Source organism: Streptomyces sp. NPDC002851, assembly GCF_053591935.1.
In genome coordinates this window covers 110,330-128,805 of record NZ_JBSFUT010000010.1, presented here as the reverse complement: position 1 = coordinate 128,805, position 18,476 = coordinate 110,330, and the positions used below count along the sequence as shown (strand labels likewise).

General features: G+C 71.4%; 14 protein-coding genes. 3 read left to right on the top strand and 11 right to left on the bottom strand.

Going from position 1 to position 18,476, the window contains the following annotated elements:
* Positions 1–69: 69 nt before the first annotated feature.
* The 3 genes from ACWD10_RS13595 to ACWD10_RS13585 form a co-directional block, all read right to left on the bottom strand.
* On the bottom strand, positions 70–1,518 hold the full coding sequence (locus ACWD10_RS13595; RefSeq protein ID WP_451090266.1) for an aldehyde dehydrogenase family protein: 1,449 nt from the start codon (positions 1,516–1,518) through the stop codon (positions 70–72).
* A gap of 153 nt (positions 1,519–1,671) precedes the next feature.
* Positions 1,672–3,396, bottom strand: coding sequence for a PucR family transcriptional regulator (locus ACWD10_RS13590; protein ID WP_451090264.1), 1,725 nt, complete (start codon positions 3,394–3,396; stop codon positions 1,672–1,674).
* Between the two features lie 304 nt (positions 3,397–3,700).
* Positions 3,701–6,121, bottom strand: coding sequence for an ATP/GTP-binding protein (locus ACWD10_RS13585; protein WP_451090262.1), 2,421 nt, complete (start codon positions 6,119–6,121; stop codon positions 3,701–3,703).
* 287 nt (positions 6,122–6,408) lie between these two features.
* Here ACWD10_RS13585 and gabT point away from each other — a divergent pair, with 287 nt between their 5' ends.
* Both gabT and ACWD10_RS13575 read left to right on the top strand, forming a co-directional pair.
* Complete coding sequence (gene gabT, locus ACWD10_RS13580; RefSeq protein WP_451090260.1) at positions 6,409–7,743, top strand: 4-aminobutyrate--2-oxoglutarate transaminase; 1,335 nt, start codon at positions 6,409–6,411, stop codon at positions 7,741–7,743.
* Between the two features lie 450 nt (positions 7,744–8,193).
* Positions 8,194–8,751 (top strand): phosphatase PAP2 family protein, encoded by a 558-nt coding sequence (locus tag ACWD10_RS13575; RefSeq protein WP_451090258.1) that lies wholly within the window; start codon positions 8,194–8,196, stop codon positions 8,749–8,751.
* A 99-nt stretch (positions 8,752–8,850) separates the two neighbouring features.
* On the opposite strand, the gene ACWD10_RS13570 is transcribed toward ACWD10_RS13575, so the two are convergent.
* The 7 genes from ACWD10_RS13570 to ACWD10_RS13540 form a co-directional block, all read right to left on the bottom strand.
* Positions 8,851–9,300: a hypothetical protein gene (locus ACWD10_RS13570; RefSeq protein ID WP_451090256.1), complete on the bottom strand. Its 450-nt coding sequence runs from the start codon at positions 9,298–9,300 to the stop codon at positions 8,851–8,853.
* A gap of 109 nt (positions 9,301–9,409) precedes the next feature.
* Positions 9,410–10,837: an NAD(P)/FAD-dependent oxidoreductase gene (locus tag ACWD10_RS13565; RefSeq protein ID WP_451090254.1), complete on the bottom strand. Its 1,428-nt coding sequence runs from the start codon at positions 10,835–10,837 to the stop codon at positions 9,410–9,412.
* Positions 10,838–10,868: 31 nt separating this feature from the next.
* Positions 10,869–11,669, bottom strand: coding sequence for an ABC transporter permease (locus tag ACWD10_RS13560; RefSeq protein WP_451090252.1), 801 nt, complete (start codon positions 11,667–11,669; stop codon positions 10,869–10,871).
* On the bottom strand, positions 11,669–12,607 hold the full coding sequence (locus ACWD10_RS13555; RefSeq protein ID WP_451090250.1) for an ABC transporter permease: 939 nt from the start codon (positions 12,605–12,607) through the stop codon (positions 11,669–11,671). The genes ACWD10_RS13560 and ACWD10_RS13555 overlap by 1 nt, the downstream gene beginning before the upstream one ends.
* Positions 12,604–13,788: an ABC transporter ATP-binding protein gene (locus ACWD10_RS13550; RefSeq protein ID WP_451090248.1), complete on the bottom strand. Its 1,185-nt coding sequence runs from the start codon at positions 13,786–13,788 to the stop codon at positions 12,604–12,606. The genes ACWD10_RS13555 and ACWD10_RS13550 overlap by 4 nt, the downstream gene beginning before the upstream one ends.
* Positions 13,789–13,837: 49 nt before the next feature.
* On the bottom strand, positions 13,838–15,097 hold the full coding sequence (locus ACWD10_RS13545) for a polyamine ABC transporter substrate-binding protein (RefSeq protein ID WP_451090246.1): 1,260 nt from the start codon (positions 15,095–15,097) through the stop codon (positions 13,838–13,840).
* Positions 15,098–15,148: 51 nt separating this feature from the next.
* Positions 15,149–16,714 (bottom strand): gamma-aminobutyraldehyde dehydrogenase, encoded by a 1,566-nt coding sequence (locus ACWD10_RS13540; protein WP_451090244.1) that lies wholly within the window; start codon positions 16,712–16,714, stop codon positions 15,149–15,151.
* 175 nt (positions 16,715–16,889) lie between these two features.
* Here ACWD10_RS13540 and ACWD10_RS13535 point away from each other — a divergent pair, with 175 nt between their 5' ends.
* Positions 16,890–17,528 carry an NADAR family protein gene (locus ACWD10_RS13535; protein WP_451090242.1) on the top strand — a complete coding sequence of 213 codons (639 nt, stop codon included), beginning with the start codon at positions 16,890–16,892 and terminating at the stop codon, positions 17,526–17,528.
* Between the two features lie 26 nt (positions 17,529–17,554).
* Here the strand turns inward: ACWD10_RS13535 and ACWD10_RS13530 are convergent, their stop codons facing one another.
* Positions 17,555–18,337, bottom strand: a complete 783-nt coding sequence (locus tag ACWD10_RS13530) for a DUF4190 domain-containing protein (protein ID WP_451090240.1) — start codon at positions 18,335–18,337, stop codon at positions 17,555–17,557.
* Positions 18,338–18,476: the final 139 nt, after the last annotated feature.

Here is an 18,476-nt window from a genome sequence, read left to right as displayed (position 1 = left end):
CGCGCACGCGAAAGCGGCCGGAACCCCCGCCACGGGATCCGGCCGCCGATCGCTGACGTACGGCTGCTGCTACAGCTCGAGTCCGGTGAAGACCATGACCCGCTCGTACGTGTAGTCGTCCATCGCGAACTTGACGCCCTCACGGCCGACGCCGGACTGCTTGGCGCCGCCGTACGGCATCTGGTCCGCGCGGTACGACGGGACGTCGCCGACGATCACGCCGCCGACCTCCAGGGCCCGGTGGGCGCGGAAGGCGCGCTTCAGGTCGTGCGTGAAGACGCCCGCCTGCAGGCCGTACTTGGAGTCGTTGACGGCGTCGAACGCGGCCTGCTCGCCGTCCACCTTCGTGACCGTGAGGACCGGCCCGAAGACCTCCTCGACGGCGAGGGTGGCCTCGGCGGGTACGTCGGCCAGGACCGTCGGCGCGTAGGCGGCGCCGTCCCGCTTGCCGCCGGTGAGCAGCTGCGCGCCCGCCTTGACGGCCTCGTCGACCCAGGACTCCACGCGCTTGGCGGCGTCCTCGCTGACCAGCGGGCCGACGTCGGTGTTGGCGTCCGAGGGGTCGCCGTTGACCTGGTTCTCGACGGCCGCGACGATCCGCGGCACCAGCTTGTCGTAGACCGACGCGTCGGCGATCACGCGCTGCACGGAGATGCAGGACTGGCCGCCCTGGTAGTTGGAGAAGGTCGCGATGCGGTTCGCGGCCCAGTCGAGGTCGGCGTCGGAGGCGAAGTCGTCGAGGACGACCGCGGCGCCGTTGCCGCCCAGCTCCAGGGTGAGGTGCTTGCGCGGCACCGAGTCCATGATCGCGTAACCGACCTTGTCCGAACCGGTGAAGGAGATCACCGGCAGGCGCTCGTCCTGGACCAGCTTGGGCATGTCGACATTGGCGACCGGAAGCACCGACCAGGAGCCCTCGGGCAGCTCCGTCTCGGCAAGCAGCTCGCCGATCATCAGGCCGGAGAGCGGGGTGGCCGGGGCGGGCTTGAGGATGATCGGGGCGCCGACGGCGATGGCCGGGGCGATCTTGTGGGCGCACAGGTTCAGCGGGAAGTTGAACGGCGCGATGCCGAGCACGACGCCCTTGGGGAAGCGGCGGGTCAGGGCGAGCCGGCCCTGGCCGCCCGCGTCGGTGTCCAGGCGCTGCGCGTCACCGCCGTTGAACCGGCGGGCCTCCTCGGCGGCGAACCGGAAGACGGAGACGGCACGGCCGACCTCGCCGCGGGCCCACTTCATGGGCTTGCCGTTCTCCGCGGAGATCAGCTGCGCGATCTCCTCGGTGCGCTCGACCAGGCGCTGCGACACATGGGCGAGCGCGCCTGCGCGTACGTGGGCGGGGGTCGCGGCGAACTCGTCGCGCGCGGCGTACGCGGTGGCCACCGCCTCCTCGACCTGGGTGTCGGTCGGGACGGCTACCCGGCCGACCGTACGGCCGTCCCAGGGCGAGGTGACGTCGAGCGTGGTCTCGCTGGTGGCCCGGCGACCCGCGAGCCAGAACGGGGTGATTTCAGTCGTCATGGGCCCGGCCCTTCCGGAGGTGGATGTTTCTGGGGGTTCTGCTCCCCACCGTAGGGGCGCGAGGGCCGGTGGCCTCTTGTCCGAGACGTAGCAGTTGGGTGGATTGAGGTGCCGGAATGGCAGAGGCGCCCTGACCGGATGGACAGGGATGTCCTAATCCGAAGCCGCCGCCGTCGCCTTCAGGGCCAGCCACAGCTCCATGCGTACGTCCGGATCGTCCAGGGAGCGGCCGAGGATCTCCTCCACGCGGCGCATGCGGTAGCGCAGGGTGTGCCGGTGCACGCCGAGTTCCGCGGCGGCCGCGTCCCACTGGCCGTGCCGGGAGAGCCAGGCGCGCAGCGAGGCCACCAGGTCGCCGCGGCCGGTCGCGTCGTGTTCGCGCAGCGACCGCAGCATGCCTTCGGCGAAGGCGCGGACCGCGTCGTCGGCGAGCAGCGGGAGCACCGAGCCGGTGACCAGCTCCTCGTGCTCGACCAGGACGCGGCCGCGGCGGCGGGCCACGGACAGCGCCTGTTCGGCCTGCTTGTACGCGCCGGCCGCGGCGATCGGGCCGGTCGGCGCGGAGAGGCCGACGACCAGTTGTTCGTCGCCCTCGGACGCGGCGTGCTGCTCGCCCTTGGCCCGGGACGCCTCCAGGGACTCGGCGTGCGCGAGGCAGGCCGTCGCGGCGGCGCCGCCGTCCGCGAGGAGCAGCACGAGCCGCCCCGCGCCGTACGGCACGACGAGCGCGGCCTCCCCGGAGCGCGCGGCCGCGGCCTCGACCACCTCGGCCAGCGCGGCGGGCGGGTCCTCGCCCTCGTGGACCGGGGCCTCGGACGGGAGGGCGGTGTGAGCGTTGTCCGTGGTCTGCGCGGTCTCGGCCGTCGCTCCCAGACCGCGCCCGATCACCGCCGCCGACTCGGCGATCAGGAGCCGGAACGGGGCGTCGAGCAGCCCGCCGTACAGGTCCCCGGCGACGGCGCGCGCGTGGTCCGGTTCCCCGGCGAGCAGCATCCGCAACACCGCGGCGCCGAGCCGCTGTTCGGCCGCGTGCAGCGAGCGGGAGCGCTCCGTGGTGAGGGTGAGCAGGGCGATCGCGGAGTGCACGGCGTACCGCTCCGCGGTGCCGAGCGGGGCGGCGGTGCCGACGGCGAGGGCGGTACGGGCGCGGCGTCCGGTGCCGATGGAGTGCAGTTCGACGCGGTCCTCGGCGCCGCCGACGACGGCGCTCGCCGGGGGCCGGGTGCCGCGGTCGGTGGCCTGCTCGGTTCCGCTGGCGGCCCGCCGGGCGGGCCGATCGAGCAGCCGCTGTACGTCGCCGGTGAGCCGAGCGGCGCGGCGGGACGCCCACTCGGGGGCCGCGGCGACGACGGCACCCGCGGCGTCGTACAGCGCGGCCCAGCCGTCGACCTGCCCGGCGAGCGCGGTGAGCAGGCCCTCGGGGCCGCCGCCGAGCGCCTGCCGGGTCAGCTCGCGCTGGGCGGCGAAGCCCGCGGTGACCGAGCGGTACTGTTCGGCGGCGATGGCCGCGGAGACCGCCTTGCTGATGGCGAGGAACGGGGTGCGGCGCGGCACCTCGAGGAGCGGCAGGCCCTCTTCGGAAGCCGCCTGAACGAGTGCCTCCGGGATGTCCTCGTAGTGGACGCCGACCGCGAAGCCGAGCCCCGCGACGCCCGCGCCCACGAGCCGCTTCACATAGCGGCGCATCGCCTCGGGGTCCTCGGCGTCCAGCTTCAAGGCGGTGATCATGAGCAGCTCACCGCCCTCCATATAGGGCACGGGGTCGGTGAGCTCGCTGGCGTGCGCCCATCGGACGGGGGTGTCCAGGCGGTCCTCGCCCGCGCGCACGGCGAGCTTGAGCGCGGAGTGGTGGACGAGCGAGGCGAGGGTGGGCGGCATGAGGCCTTCAAGATCGCAGAGGGAGGGTGCGGCGTGCGGTGGAGTGTGCTGGGGGGACGTCATTACGGCGTGGAGCGTGAGTCGTGAGTCGTGTGTCGTGAGTGGGTCCTGTGAAGTCTGCTGGCCGTGCGGCGTGGCTTGATTTAGCCGTCGCGTATGAACGACCTGGACCAATTCTGCCTCAACGTAGGCACGTCGTGTGGAGTCGTGTGGAGTCGCGTGCAGATCTCGTGCGTGATCTTCTTCAGACTTGTGCCTGGGGCGTACGCCCGGGTAGTGCGACGACCACACGCACCGCCGGTTTTCAGTCCCGCACGTCCACGAGCAACGGCGGCGCGCTGCCCCCGTGCACACTCGTCAGCGAGAGCACCGCGTGCCCTGGGGGCACCTCCTGCGCCAGGTCGGACGCCGACCACCGCTCCCGCTCGACCTGCCGCACGGTCACCGCGTCCGTCGTCACGGCCTTGCCGGTGACGAGCTTGCGCAGGGCGTGGATCGCGCGGGTCATCGGCTGGTCGGCGAAGACCGTGTGCTTGGCCACGTCCCGGGTCTCCACCCACTGGGTGCCCCAAGACTGCGCGAACCGGCCGCCGTCCCACGTCGTCACGCCGGAGAACGCCATCCGGCAGCCGACCGCCCCGTACAGCGGGCCATGCAGGGCCTCCGGGATGTCGCCGACCGTGCGCAGCGCGAGGACCACGCCCGCGTTCTGCGAGCGCATCCGCTGGATCCGGCGCACCGACTCGGTGGTGACCGCCCCAGTGGCATCGTCGAGGACCAGACAGGCGAAGTGCGGCCGCCCGCCGCCGCGCACGACGGCACTGAACTGGGCTAGCACGAGCCGCGTGATCAGCCGGGCGGCCTCTTCGTGGCCCTGGTCGGGCAGATCGACGCGGACCCGGAGCGGATGGTCGGCCACGGCACGCAGCGAGAACGCCCGGGCCGCACCGCCGCCCCCGCCGAAGAACTCGGCGAAGGCCGGCCGGTCGATCAGCGCGAGCCGGTCGGCGAGGGCGCGACCCGCGTCGGCCGGGCCGCCCATCTGCCGGATCCGGGCCTCCAGTTCGCGGCGCATCGCGGCGTGCTCGTCGCCCGCGAGCGCGCCCCGCAGGTCGGCCAGGGCCGAAGGCTCGCCCTCGAGGAGCTCCCGCAGCACCGGCAGGGTCGGAAATCGGCCATGCACGGCCCGATAGGGGCCGAGCAACTGGGCGAGCGCGGTGGCGGCGCCCTGGCCACCGACCGTGTCGAGGTCGCCCACCAGACCCTCGGCGAGGATGGCGGCCGCCTCGTCCGGGTCCGTGGCCTCCGCGTACGGGTCCAGGTCGTGCACGGAGGTCGGGTCCCCGATCCGCACGATCACGTCGAACGCCGCGTCCGAGACGAGCCGGGCACCCGGGGCCGAGACCGCCACGACGGCACACCGCCCGGTGAGCGCCTGCAGTGCGAGGGACTCGGTCACGGGCTCGATCAGGTTCCGGGTCTTGCCCGCCCCGGACGGTCCGACCGCGAGGAGCGAGGTGGCCAGGGCGTCGGGGCCGAGCGCCGCGCCCGCGTCGTGGTAGGCGCGCGGCGCCCGTTCCCCGACCACCCAGCGTCCGACGCGTACCTGCCCCACCAGCAGGTCGTGCCGCGCCGCGCGCCGGGGCAGGTCGCGGGCCCCGGAGGGGTGGGTCCAGGAGGCGGCGCCCTCGCGAAGGACGGTGTCGCGGAAGGTGGCGAGCGCCCCGTCCTGCCGGGCCACCGTCCACGCGCGGTCCACCCGGGCACAGTCCACGTCGTTCATCCGGCCACCGGCCACCTCGGCGGTCAGCAGCTCGGCCGCCTCGTCCTGCCCGGCCTCCCGCAGGTCGGGCCAGTGGGCGCGCGGCAGCTCGACGGCCGGGGGGCCTTGCGCCTCGGTACGGCGGCGCGCGGCGAGCCGTTCCTTCGCGTACGCCCACCAGCCGCCGAGCCGGGCGAACGGCCACAGGACGAGGAGGGTGACGACCGCGTACAGGCTGTTGGTGAAGAGCACCGATTCGAACAGGTCGAAGCCGCCCGAGATCAGCGCGGCGAGGGAGAACACGGGGCCGACGACGGGCAGGGGGTCCCAGCCGACGAGGGGGAAAGCGCTCGGGAACACGAAGCTCAGCGTGACGAGGGCGCCCAGGCCGGTGAGCCACGCCCGCTTGGGCTGCGGCCAACGGCTCAGGACGTGCCGGGCGACGTCGCGCCAACTGCCGAGCCAGCCCACCGTGAAGAGGAGTACGGCGAAGAAGAAGCCGTCGTAGACGACGACGGCCTCCTCTCCCTGCCAGCCCTTCGCCCACAGCGAGCCGACCTGCCACCAGTCGTCCGGCGTGAGCAGACGCAGCAGGGGGCCCTGGAAGGGGATGTAGCCCTGCCGCCACAGCGTCCACAGAATCAGCCCCGCGACCAGCGGAACGATCAGCCCGAACTTGGTGGTCGGCGCGAGCCGCTCCCCCTCGCCCCGCCCGGGCTTCGGAGGACGGTAACCGAACCGCCAGATTCCGGGCCCGGCGGTCGGCCGGGGCTCATTGAGCCAGTCGGCCACGGGCGCCGAGGGGCGCGGCCGCGCCTGCTGGTCCTGCTGGTCCCGGCCGGGCGGCTGCGCGGGCGCGCGCGTCGGCCGCGGTGGCACCGCGGGGGACGCCGACGGCGCCGCGGGGCGCGGTACGGGTGTGTCCGCGGTGCCGCGTGCGTCGTTGGTGCCGTCGGTGTTCATGGCCCCTGCCCCCTGACCAGCCGGTCCGTACGTTGCGTGCGGGCCTCAATCTAGTGGTGTCGCGCGGGGAGTTCAGCGATCTGCTCCGGCCCCCGCGAACGCCGGAGGGTCCGGGATATGCCTCAGCGGCCGCATCACGGCCCCTCGCTCTGTCCGTCTCGCTATATCCGCCGCGGACAACGACACGTCCGGACTTCTCCCCAACGGAACATGCCCACACCCCTGTGGCGCCCCTAGCCTGCGGAAAGAGAACCGTCCAACTCCCCCGTATCGCCCTAGGAGCCCCCATGAGCGCAGTCCCCCAGGAGCGCCGCGTCGTTACCGCCATTCCCGGGCCGAAGTCCCAGGAGCTGCAGGCCCGCCGTACCGCCGCGGTCGCGGGCGGTGTGGGCTCCGTGCTTCCGGTGTTCACCAGCCGGGCGGGCGGCGGCATCATCGAGGACATCGACGGCAACCGGCTGATCGACTTCGGTTCCGGTATCGCCGTGACCAGCGTCGGCGCCTCCGCCGAAGCCGTGGTGCGGCGTGCGAGCGCCCAGCTGGCCGACTTCACGCACACCTGCTTCATGGTCACGCCGTACGAGGAGTACGTCGAGGTCTGTGAGCGGCTCGCCGAGCTGACGCCGGGCGACCACGCCAAGAAGTCGGCGCTGTTCAACTCCGGTGCCGAGGCCGTCGAGAACGCCGTCAAGATCGCCCGCACGTACACCAAGCGCCAGGCCGTCGTCGTGTTCGACCACGGTTACCACGGCCGCACCAACCTGACCATGGCGCTGACCAGCAAGAACATGCCGTACAAGCACGGCTTCGGCCCGTTCGCGCCCGAGGTCTACCGGGTGCCGGTGGCGTACGGCTACCGCTGGCCGACCGGCGCCGAGAACTGTGGCCCGGAGGCCGCCGCCCAGGCGATCGACCAGATCAGCAAGCAGGTGGGCGCCGAGAACGTGGCCGCGATCGTGATCGAGCCGGTGCTCGGCGAGGGCGGCTTCATCGAGCCGGCCAAGGGCTTCCTGCCCGCGATCGCGCAGTTCGCGAAGGACAACGGGATCGTCTTCGTCGCGGACGAGATCCAGTCCGGCTTCTGCCGCACCGGCCAGTGGTTCGCGAGCGAGGACGAGGGCATCGTGCCGGACCTGATCACGACGGCGAAGGGCATCGCGGGCGGTCTGCCGCTGTCCGCCGTGACCGGCCGCGCCGAGATCATGGACGCAGCGCACAGCGGTGGCCTCGGCGGCACCTACGGCGGTAACCCGGTGGCGTGCGCGGGTGCGCTCGGCGCCATCGAGACCATGAAGGAGCTCGACCTCAACGCCAAGGCGAAGCGGATCGAAGAGGTCATGAAGGGCCGCCTGACGGCCATGCAGGAGAAGTACGAGATCATCGGCGACATCCGGGGCCGCGGCGCGATGATCGCGATCGAGCTGGTCAAGGACCCGGCGACCAAGGAGCCGAACCCGGAGGCGACCGCCGCCCTGGCCAAGGCCTGCCACGCGGAGGGCCTCCTCGTGCTCACCTGCGGCACCTACGGGAACGTGCTGCGGTTCCTGCCCCCGCTGGTCATCGTCGAGGACCTGCTGAACGAGGGCCTCGACATCCTCGAGCAGTCCTTCGCGGCTGTCTGAGGCCGCACCCGCGCCCATCCGGGTCCCCGAGGGCGACGACCAAAACGATCAGGCGGAGCGTGTGAAGAACGTGTGCGAGGGCCATGACGGGATACCGTTCCGCCTGTCGGCCCCGCTCCGCCTGTCGTAGGTTTTCCCCAGATGAGAGAAACACCCCGCTCGCAGGAGACTGCGGGCGAACCCGGGTCGGGGCCTCCCCAGCCTCCTCCTGGACGTGCCCTTGCGCACACCCCCGGAGCTTCCGGCTCCGGAACTCCTCACCGATCGGACGTCCGCCCGCCCCAAACCCCCCGGGGCGCGCGGGACTCCGATCCTGGCGGCCGCCCCGGAACCACCCCCCCTGTTCCGGGGCGGCCGGCTTTTCTTCGCACCCGCGCCCTGGCCGGCTGCGGCCTCGGCTTCGCCGTCCTCTTCGCCGCCCTCAGCTGTCTCGCCGTTCTGGACGGCCCGGTGGCGCGCGCCGACCGGCGCCTCGGGGCGGCCGTCCGGCACAGCCGATTCCCGGACCGCGCCGCCGAGTTCCTCGCCGATCTGGGCGGTATGGCGGTCGCACCGGTGGTGCTCGCGGTGGTCCTCGCGTACGTCGGGTGGCGCGGGCTGCGCGCGGGGGCGCCCCGCTGGTGGGTCGCGCCGCTCACCGGAGCCCTCACGCTGGCGGCCGTGCCGCTCCTGGTCGCCCCGCTCAAGGCCCTCCTCGACCGGCCGGGGCCGCCCGGCATGGGCACCGGCGGCTTCTACCCCTCGGGGCACGCCGCCACGGCCGCGGTCGCGTACGGCGCGGCGGTGCTGCTTCTGCTGCCGTACGTCCGTACCGCGTACCTCCGGCGCGAACTGGCCATCGGCGGGGTGCTGTTGGTGGCGGCGGTGGGGTTCGGTCTGGTGCGGCGGGGGTATCACTGGCCGCTGGACGTGGTGGGGAGCTGGCTGCTGAGCGCAGGGCTGCTGGTGCTCATGGCGCTCGTGGTGCGGCGGCTCGTCCTTCTTCCCCGGTCCCGCCCCTTCCCGTAACCGGGCCCGCGGCGAAGCCGCTGATGGATGCAGCGCCCCAGACCCCGCTCCTCAAACGCCGGAGAGGCTGGAATTGGCCTGCGTGGCCGACTACTCCCTTCAGCCCCGCGCGAGTTGGGCCGCCGCCTCGTGCATGGCCAGCTCGAGCAGGGACGGATCGTTGAGCGTGCCCGAGCCGTCCGGCGGCACCAGCCAGCGCACTCCGCCGGTGGACCGCCCCGGGTAGGGCACCACGATCCAGGTGCCGTCGCCCGCGCCCCGTACGCCGGTACCGAGCCAGCGGCTCGCCGTTCCGGCCGGGACGAAGAAGCCCATGCGGGCGTCGCCGAAGTCCACGAGGACCGGGCCTGGTCGGTCGATGCAGCGGGTCAGTACGTCGAGCGTGGGATAGCCGAGTTCGCCCGGCAGGATCAGCACGTCCCAGAGCTTGCCCGCGGGGAGCAGGGCGACCCCGAAGGGGTTGCGCTCCCACTCCCAGCGGCAGCTGTCCGGGTCCGGCGCCGCCGAGACCAGCCACTCCACTGCCGACTTGGACCCAGAGCCAGTCATGGCAAGGCCTCCCTTTCGTGAGCACGATATGTGTCACGAGAGAGAGGCCCTCAGCGCCCGTTCATTACGCGGGTTTTGAAAAGTTGTTGATAGCGAGATCAGCTGAGGTTCAGCTGTCGAAGCCGAGGCCCGCCTTGTCCATCGCCTTCAGCCACAGGTTCCGTTGCCCACCCCTGGCGTCCGCGCGGGCGAGGGACCACTTCGTGAGGCCGATGCCGACCGCGGCGAACGGTTCCGGCGGGAACGGCAGCGGCTTCGTGCGGACCATCTTCAGGGAGGTGCGCTCGGTCCGCTCCCCCGCCAGGAGGTCGAGCATCACGTCCGCGCCGAACCGGGTCGCACCGACGCCGAGCCCCGTGAAGCCCGCGGCGTACGCCACCCGCCCCTTGTGCGCCGTACCGAAGAACGCCGAGAAGCGGGAGCAGGTGTCGATCGCGCCGCCCCAGGCGTGGCTGAAGCGGATGCCCGCCAGCTGCGGGAAGCAGGTGAAGAAGTGCGCGGCGAGGCGCGCGTACGTCTCCGGGCGCTGGTCGTACTCGGCGCGCACCTTCCCGCCGTACGGATAGACCGCGTCGTAGCCGCCCCACAGAATGCGCCGGTCGGCGGTGATCCGGAAGTAGTGGAACTGGTTCGCCGAGTCGCCCAGGCCCTGCCGGTTCTTCCAGCCGATGGCGGCCAGCTGCCCCTCGGTCAGCGGCTCGGTCATCAGGGCGTAGTCGTAGACCGGGACCGTGTACGGACGGACGCGCTTGACCAGGGACGGGAAGACGTTGGTGCCGAGGGCGACCCGGCGGGCCAGGACCCGGCCGTACGGGGTGCGCACCGCCATCCCGTCGGTGCCGTGCGGGGTGAGCGCGGTGGCCGGGGTGTTCTCGTAGACGCGGACGCCGAGTTCGCGGCAGGCCCGCTTCAGGCCCCAGGCCAGCTTCGCCGGGTGCAGCATGGCGACGCCCTCGCGGTCCCACAGGCCGCCGAGGAAGGTCGGTGAGTCGACCTCGGCCCGTACCGCCTCGGCGTCCAGGAACTCCACGCCGCCGTCCAGGCCGCGGGCGCGCATGGCGTCGTACGTCTCACGGAGCTCCGCCAGCTGGTGCGGGGCGGTGGCGACGTCGATCTCGCCGGTGCGCTCGAAGTCGCAGTCGATGCCGTAGCGGGCGACCGCCGCCTCGATGGCGTCGAGGTTGCGGGCGCCCAGGCGCTCCAACCGCTCGATCTCGTCGGGCCAGCGGGACAGGCCGTTGGCCAGGCCGTGGGTGAGCGAGGCGGCGCAGAAGCCGCCGTTGCGGCCGGAGGCGGCCCAGCCCGCCTCCTTGCCCTCGACCAGGATCACCTCGCGGTCCGGGTCCCGCTCCTTGGAGATCAGGGCGGTCCACAGACCGCTGTACCCGCCGCCCACGACCAGCAGGTCGCACTGCTCGTCCCCGGTGAGGGCGGGCTCGGCGGCCGGTCGGTCCGGGTCGTCCAGCCAGTACGCGAGCGGCTTGGCGCCCGCGAGGGATCGTAGAACTTCGGCACTGCTCATGGCGCTTGGGGCCATGACTTCCAACTCCCTTACGGAATTACAGGTATTACGCGGTTTGTTTCTTGCGACGGTTCCCGAGCAGGACGCCGACGAGTACGCAGACCACGGCCACGGCGAACATCGCCGTACCGATGACATTGATCTGCACGGGGGTGCCGCGCTGCGCCGAGCCCCACACGAACATCGGGAAGGTCACGGTCGAGCCGGCGTTGAAGTTGGTGATGATGAAGTCGTCGAAGGAGAGCGCGAAGGCGAGCAGCGCGCCCGCCGCGATGCCGGGCGCCGCGATCGGCAGCGTCACCCGCAGGAAGGTCTGCACGGGACCGGCGTAGAGGTCCTGTGCGGCCTGTTCCAGGCTCGGGTCCATGGACATCACGCGGGCCTTGACGGCGACGACGACGAAGCTCAGGCAGAACATGGTGTGGGCGATCAGGATCGTCCAGAAGCCGAGCACGGCGCCCATGTTGAGGAAGAGCGTGAGCAGGGAGGCGCCCATCACGACCTCGGGCATCGCCATCGGCAGGAAGATCAGCGAGTTGATCGCGCCACGCGCCTTGAACCGGTAGCGGACGAGCGCGAAGGCGATCATCGTGCCGAGCGCGGTGGCGCCGACCGTGGACCAGAACGCGATCTGCAGCGAGAGCCCGAGCGAGCCGCACAGGTCGGGCACGCCGCAGGGGTTCTGCCAAGCGTGCGTGGAGAAGTCCTGCCAGGCGTAGTTGAAGCGGCCCTTCGGGTTATTGAAGGAGAAGACGAGGACCACGATGTTCGGCAGGATCAGAAAGGCGAGCGTCAGGACGCCCGCGAGGACGACGAAATGGCGCCGGAGCCACAGCAGAAAGGCCATCAGACCAGTTCCTCCGTCCCGGACTTGCGGATGTAGAACGTGACGATGAGGAGGATCGCCGCCATGAGGATGAAGGAGAGCGCGGCCGCCGTCGGATAGTCGAGGACCTTCAGGAACTGCGACTGGATGACGTTTCCGATCATCTTTTCCTGGGTGGAGCCGAGGAGTTGGGCGTTGACGTAGTCACCGCTGGCCGGGATGAAGGTGAGCAGCGTGCCGGAGACCACGCCCGGCATGGACAGCGGCAGGGTGACCCGGCGGAAGGTGGTGGCCGGTCGCGCGTACAGGTCCTCGGACGCCTCGTGCAGCCGCGGATCGATCCGTTCGAGCGAGGTGTAGAGCGGAAGGATCATGAACGGCAGGAAGTTGTACGTGAGACCGCAGACGACTGCGAGCGGTGTGGCTAGCACCCGCTCGCCCTCGGTCATGCCGAGCCAGCTGGTGACGTCCAGGATGTGCAGGGCGTTGAGGGTGTCGACGACCGGTCCGCCGTCGGCGAGGATCGTCTTCCACGCGAGCGTCCGGATCAGGAAGCTGGTGAAGAACGGCGCGATCACCAGGACCAGGACGAGATTGCGCCAGCGGCCCGCCTTGAAGGCGATGAGGTACGCCAGCGGATAGCCGAGCAGCAGGCAGAAGACCGTGGCGATGCCCGCGTACAGGATCGAGCTCAGGAACTGCGGGGCGTAGCTGGTCAGCGCCTCCCAGTAGGTGGCGAAGTGCCAGGTGACCTTGTACCCGTCCTCCAGGGACCCGGTCTGCAGGGAGGTCGACGCCTGGTACAGCATCGGCAGCGCGAAGAAGACGAACAGCCACAGGATGCCGGGCAGCAGCAGCCAGTACGGGGTGAGGCGGCCGCGTCGGCGCCGCGCCGGGGCCTTGGTCTGCGGTTCGGGTGCGGCGGGCGGTGCGGGTGGTGTCTCGGTGGCCGTGGTCATGCGGTCACCTCTTCTTCGGCGGCGGGCGCGGCGCCGTCGGCGATGCTTTCCTTTCCGGCCGACACCGCCTGGTGCGCGTCGAGGCCGAAGCCGTGCGCCGGGTTCCAGTGCAGGACGACCTCGGCGCCGGGGGTGAGCCGGGTGTCGCGCTCGACGTTCTGCACGTACACCTCGAAGCCGTCGCACACCGGTGCGTCGATGACGTACTGCGTGGAGACGCCGATGAAGCTGGTGTCGGCGATCCGGCCGGTGATCCGGTTGCGGCCGTAGCCGATCGTGGCGGCGTCGTCGGCGTGTGTGAGGGAGACCTTCTCGGGGCGGATGCCGAGGAGCACCCTGTCGCCGGTGGAGGCGGCGTCGGCCGCGCAGCGCTCCCGGGGCAGGGCCAGCTTGCCGTCCCCGGCCTTGAGGACCAGGTCGTCGCCGTCGGTGCCGGAGATGTCGACGGGGATGAGGTTGGAGGTGCCGAGGAAGTTGGCGACGAACGTGGTCTTCGGGTTCTCGTAGAGGTCCGTGGGGGAGCCGAGCTGCTCGACGCGGCCGGCGTTCATCACGGCGACCTGGTCGGCCATGGTCATGGCCTCCTCCTGGTCGTGCGTGACGTGCACGAAGGTGATGCCCACCTCGGTCTGGATGCGCTTGAGTTCGAGCTGCATCTGGCGGCGCAGCTTCAGGTCGAGGGCGCCGAGGGGCTCGTCGAGCAGGAGCACGCGCGGGTGGTTGATCAGGGCGCGGGCGACGGCGACGCGCTGCTGCTGGCCGCCGGAGAGCTGGTGCGGTTTCTTGCGGGCGTGCTCGCCGAGTTGGACGAGGTCGAGCATCTCGCCGACCTCCTTCTTCACCGACTTGATGCCGCGGCGGCGCAGGCCGAAGGCGACGTTGTCGAAGATGTCGAGGTGCGGGAAGAGCGCGTACGACTGGAAGACCGTGTTCACCGGGCGCTTGTACGGGGGGAGCCCGGTGACGTCCTGGTCGCCGAGGTGCACGGTGCCGGAGCTGGGGTCCTCAAGCCCGGCGATCATGCGGAGGGTGGTGGTCTTGCCGCAGCCGGAGGCGCCGAGCAGGGCGAAGAAGGAGCCCTCGGGGACGGTCAGGTCGAGCGGATGGACGGCGGTGAAGGAGCCGTAGGTCTTGCTGATCCCGCTGAGGCGGACGTCGCCGCGCGTCGTGTCGTCAGTCATCGTTCCTACTGGGGAGAGGGGACGGAGGCCGGGGGGGGTGGGGGAGGGCTCAGGCGCCGGTCAACTGGGCGAACTTGGCCTCGTACTTCTGCTCTTCCTTGTTGCCGAGGGCGCGGAAGGCGTGGGACTTCTCGGCCATCTTCTTGTCGGGGACGATCAGCGGGTCCTCGGCGATCGACTTGTCGATCTTGGCGAGCTCTTCCTTCACGCCGGCCACCGGGCAGATGTAGTTGATCCAGGCGGCGAGTTCGGCGGCGTTCGGCAGCTCGTAGTAGTAGTCGATGAGCTTCTCGGCGTTGGCCTTGTGCCGGGCCTTGTTGGGGACGAGGAGGACGTCCGAGGACTGGTGGAAGCCGCTGTCCGGAATGGCGAACTCGATGTCGGGGTTGTCGGCCTGCATCTGGACGACGTCCCCGGCCCAGGCGAGGCAGGCGGCGAGGTCACCCTTGTCGAGGTCGCCCATGTAGTCGTTGCCGGTGAAGCGGCGGATCTGCTTCTTGTCGACGGCCTTCTGCAGCCGGGCCACGGTCTTGTCGAAGTCGTCGTCGTCGAAGTCCGCGATGTCGATGCCCATGTCGAGCATCGTCATGCCGATCGAGTCACGCATCTCGGAGAGGAAGCCGACCCGCCCCTTGAGCTTGGGGTCGTCGAGGAGCTGCGAGACCGAGGTGACCTCACGCCCCTTGGTGGCCTTCTTGTTGTACGCGATGACCGTGGCGATGCCGGTCCACGGGTACGAGTAGGCCCGGCCCGGGTCCCAGTCGGGGTTGCGGAACTGCGGGGCCAGGTTGGTGTAGGCGTGCGGCAGGTTGGCCGGGTCGAGCTTCTGCACCCAGCCGAACCGGATCAGGCGGGCGGCCAGCCAGTCGGTGACGCAGATCAGGTCGCGGCCGGTGTCCTGGCCCGCCGCCAGCTGCGGCTTGATCTTCCCGAAGAACTCGGTGTTGTCGTTGATGTCCTCGGTGTACTTGACCTTGATGCCGGTGCGCTTGGTGAACCGCTCCAGGGTGGGGCGGGACTTCTCGTCGTCGGAGACGTCGATGTACGCCGTCCAGTTGGAGAAGCTGAGGCGCTTCTCGGTGTCCGAGTAGTCGTCACCAGAGCCCTCGCCGGGGCTCTTGGCGGCGGGCGGGATGCCGCAGGCGCTCAGCGCGCCCAGGCCGCCGATGGCGAGGGCCCCGCCGCTGCCGGCGCGCAGCAGGGAACGCCGGGTGAGGGCGCCGCGGCCTCGGTTCATACCGCTGGCCATACTGCGCCGCATGGCGGCCAGCTGGGCGGACGACAGGTGGTCGGGCTCGTACTGCTCCATGCGCTCGGTGTGCCTTTCGGAGGGTCGGCCGGTGGTCGGTCGGCCTGTCTGCTAGCGGTCCCCGAAGATCGTGCGGTGCCAGTCCTTGCGGGCTATCGCGGTGTTGTCGAACATGACGTGTTTGATCTGGGTGTACTCCTCGAAGGAGTACGCGGACATGTCCTTGCCGTATCCGGACGCCTTGTAGCCGCCGTGCGGCATTTCGCTGAGGATCGGGATGTGGTCGTTGACCCAGACGCAGCCCGCCTTGATGTCGCGGGTGGCGCGCTGGGCCCGGAACACATCGCGGCTCCAGGCGGAGGCGGCGAGGCCATAGGGGGTGTCGTTGGCGAGCGCGATGCCCTCGTCGTCGCTGTCGAAGGGCAGCACGACGAGGACGGGACCGAAGATCTCGGACTGCACGACCTCGCTGTCCTGGGCGGCGCCGGTGATGAGGGTGGGCGCGTAGTAGGCGCCGTCCTTCAGGTCGCCGCCGGGGATCTCGCCGCCGGTGACGACGGTCGCGTACGCCCGCGCGCGGTCGACGAATCCGGCGACGCGGTCGCGGTGGGTGTGCGAGATGAGCGGCCCGAGGTCGGTGCTCGGGTCGAACGGGTCGCCGAGCCGGACGCTCCGCATCACCTCGGCGACCCCCGCCACGAAGGCGTCGTAGAGCGGCCGTTGGACATACGCGCGGGTGGCGGCGGTGCAGTCCTGCCCGGTGTTGATGAGCGCCCCGGCGACGGCCCCGTGCACGGCGGCCTCGAGATCGGCATCGTCGAACACGACAAAGGGAGCCTTGCCGCCGAGCTCGAGATGGAGCCGCTTGACGGTGGCGGTGGCGATCTCGGCGACGCGCTTGCCGACGGCGGTGGACCCGGTGAACGAGGTCATGGCGACGTCCGGGTGCCCGACGAGATGCTCGCCCACGTCCTTTCCGGCCCCGGAGACGACGTTGAAGACCCCGTCCGGAATCCCCGCCTCGGTGGCGGCCTCCGCGAACATCAGCGAGGTGAACGGGGTGAGTTCGGCGGGCTTCAGGACGATGGTGTTACCCGCGGCGATGGCGGGGAGCACCTTCCAGGCGGCCATCTGGAGCGGATAGTTCCAGGGCGCGATGGACCCGACGACGCCGATGGGCTCACGCCGTACGTACGAGGTGTGGTCCCCGGAGTACTCCCCGGCGCTCTGCCCGGTGAGCTGCCGTGCGGCCCCGGCGAAGAAGGCGACATTGTCCACGGACCCGGGGACGTCGAACTCCCGGCTCAGCTTGATCGGCTTGCCGCACTGAGCGGACTCGGCCTGCGCGAGCTCCTCGGCCCGCTCGCCGAGCACGGCCGCGAACCGGTGCATGGCGTCCGACCGCTCCCCCGGTGTCGCGCCCGCCCAGCCGGGCAGGGCGTCCCGGGCGGCGGCCACGGCGGCGTCGACATCGGCGGTGGAGGCGAGCTCGTACGTGTACCGGGCGCGGCCCGTCGCGGGGTCGATGACGTCGTGCGTACGCCCCGAGGTACCGGGCCGCAGGCGGCCGCCGATGTACTGGGCGCCCTGGGCGAAGCGCTCGCGGGCGTCGAAGGTGCACCCTTCGGGAAGGTCACCGCCGAGGGGGCTGTGGTCGGTGCTGCCGGTGTTGCTCATCGCGCTCTCCGTAGCTCCAGCTCGAATTGAGTGCTGATCCTGACAGAGGGGAACCACTCAGCCAAGGGATTCCGTTGTTTCCTTTTGATTACGCGACGGAATCGGTCGACCACGTGTCAAAGAGCTCCGGAAAATGGGGGACGGATTGTCAGTGGCACCTGGAAGAGTGGCGTGCATGACTGAACCGGGGGTCCCGGAGTCGCCGAAGAGCGACGGCCCGGGAGAGAACAAGATCGCCGAACTGGTCGCCCGCGCCGAGCGGGGCGAGCGGCTGAAGTACCTGTACTTCTGGGGGCATGCGCCGCGCAAGGACGGGCGGATCGGGGCGAGTTGTCTCAGCCAGTGGTGGGAGGCGCCGTTCACCGTCAACGGCGTGCGGTACGCCACGGCGGAGCACTGGATGATGGCGGCCAAGGCCCGCCTCTTCGGCGACGCGGAGGCCGAGCGCGCGGTCCTCGCGGCGCCTTCGCCCGCGGCCGCGAAGAAGGCCGGACGCCTGGTCCGCGGCTTCGACGAGGCGATATGGCGGCGCGAGCGGTACGGGATCGTGGTCGACGGCAGCGTGCACAAGTTCGCGGCCCACGACGACCTGTGCGCCTTCCTCGTCGGCACGGGCGACCGGATCCTGGTCGAGGCCAGCCCTCTGGACCGCGTATGGGGCATCGGCCTGGCCCAGGACGACGAGCGCGCGCAGGACCCGGCACGCTGGCAGGGGCTCAACCTGCTGGGCTTCGCGCTGATGGACGCGCGTGCGGAACTGCGGGCCCTGACCGACGATCGGGAGCCCGCTGGGCAGCAGCCCGCCCCCGGATGAGCCCCCTCTGCCTACGGCTGTGCCGCCTACCGCTGTGTCAGCGACACCGTCGACGGCCGCCCGAAGTCCGGGCCGTCGTCGACCGTGTTCGCCGCCGTGGCGATGACCACCACGAGCAGCACGACGCCGAGTACCAGGCCCACGATGCCGCAGATGATCCCGGCGAGCGCCTGGCCCGGGTTCGTCGCCTCGCCGCGCTGGGCCTTTCCGCGGCCGATCGCGCCGAAGATGATCGCGAGGATGCCGAGGATGATCGCGATCGGCCACATGATGAAGATCGCCGCCGAGATGATGCCGAGCACGAGCCCGGTGACGCCCAGGCCGTTGCTCGGTCCGGGCGGCATGCCCCAGCCGCCATAGCCGCCGCCGTAGCCGGGCTGCATCCCACCGCCCGGGTACCCGGGGTAGCCCGGCCCGGCGCCCGCGCCCGGGTAGCCGTACGGGTTCTGGCCCGGGCCGTCCGGGGCCACCGGGGGCGGCGGCACCGGCTCGCCGGGGGCGGCGCCCGGGTAGCCGTACCCCGGACCGGCCGGGCCCGAGCCCGAGCCCGCCCCGGGCATCGAGGGCACGGTGGTCCGGTCGTGCACCGAGGGACCGCCCGCACCGGACCCGGCCGCACCCTGCTCCTCCGGCGGCGCCCACGGGTCCCGCTTCGACAGCGACACCTGCTCCGGCGACGTCGGCTGCGGCGCTGCCTGGGACGGCGTCCCCGCGGCCGCGGGCCCGTTCGCGCCCCGCTCCTCCGGCGGTGCCCACGGGTCGTGCGGCGCGGGCTCGCCCGGTGTCGGCCGCCGTGCTTCGTCGGACATGGGCGATCCCCTCCGTCGTGCGTCGTGTCTGGCGTGGTGCCCGGCGTTCTGTCGGAATACCGCCCCGATCCGGACCACTCCGCCCCGAAGCCTACGATGAGCCCTCCGTACGAGAGAGCGCGTCCCCCCATACCCGTTG

Coding starts and splice junctions, on each gene's coding strand:
- ACWD10_RS13595 (WP_451090266.1), bottom strand. CDS start 1,518: ATGACGACTGAAATCACCCCGTTCTGGCTCGCGGGTCGCCGGGCCACC.
- ACWD10_RS13590 (WP_451090264.1), bottom strand. CDS start 3,396: ATGCCGCCCACCCTCGCCTCGCTCGTCCACCACTCCGCGCTCAAGCTC.
- ACWD10_RS13585 (WP_451090262.1), bottom strand. CDS start 6,121: ATGAACACCGACGGCACCAACGACGCACGCGGCACCGCGGACACACCC.
- gabT (WP_451090260.1), top strand. CDS start 6,409: ATGAGCGCAGTCCCCCAGGAGCGCCGCGTCGTTACCGCCATTCCCGGG.
- ACWD10_RS13570 (WP_451090256.1), bottom strand. CDS start 9,300: ATGACTGGCTCTGGGTCCAAGTCGGCAGTGGAGTGGCTGGTCTCGGCG.
- ACWD10_RS13565 (WP_451090254.1), bottom strand. CDS start 10,837: ATGGCCCCAAGCGCCATGAGCAGTGCCGAAGTTCTACGATCCCTCGCG.
- ACWD10_RS13560 (WP_451090252.1), bottom strand. CDS start 11,669: ATGGCCTTTCTGCTGTGGCTCCGGCGCCATTTCGTCGTCCTCGCGGGC.
- ACWD10_RS13555 (WP_451090250.1), bottom strand. CDS start 12,607: ATGACCACGGCCACCGAGACACCACCCGCACCGCCCGCCGCACCCGAA.
- ACWD10_RS13550 (WP_451090248.1), bottom strand. CDS start 13,788: ATGACTGACGACACGACGCGCGGCGACGTCCGCCTCAGCGGGATCAGC.
- ACWD10_RS13545 (WP_451090246.1), bottom strand. CDS start 15,097: ATGGAGCAGTACGAGCCCGACCACCTGTCGTCCGCCCAGCTGGCCGCC.
- ACWD10_RS13540 (WP_451090244.1), bottom strand. CDS start 16,714: ATGAGCAACACCGGCAGCACCGACCACAGCCCCCTCGGCGGTGACCTT.
- ACWD10_RS13535 (WP_451090242.1), top strand. CDS start 16,890: ATGACTGAACCGGGGGTCCCGGAGTCGCCGAAGAGCGACGGCCCGGGA.
- ACWD10_RS13530 (WP_451090240.1), bottom strand. CDS start 18,337: ATGTCCGACGAAGCACGGCGGCCGACACCGGGCGAGCCCGCGCCGCAC.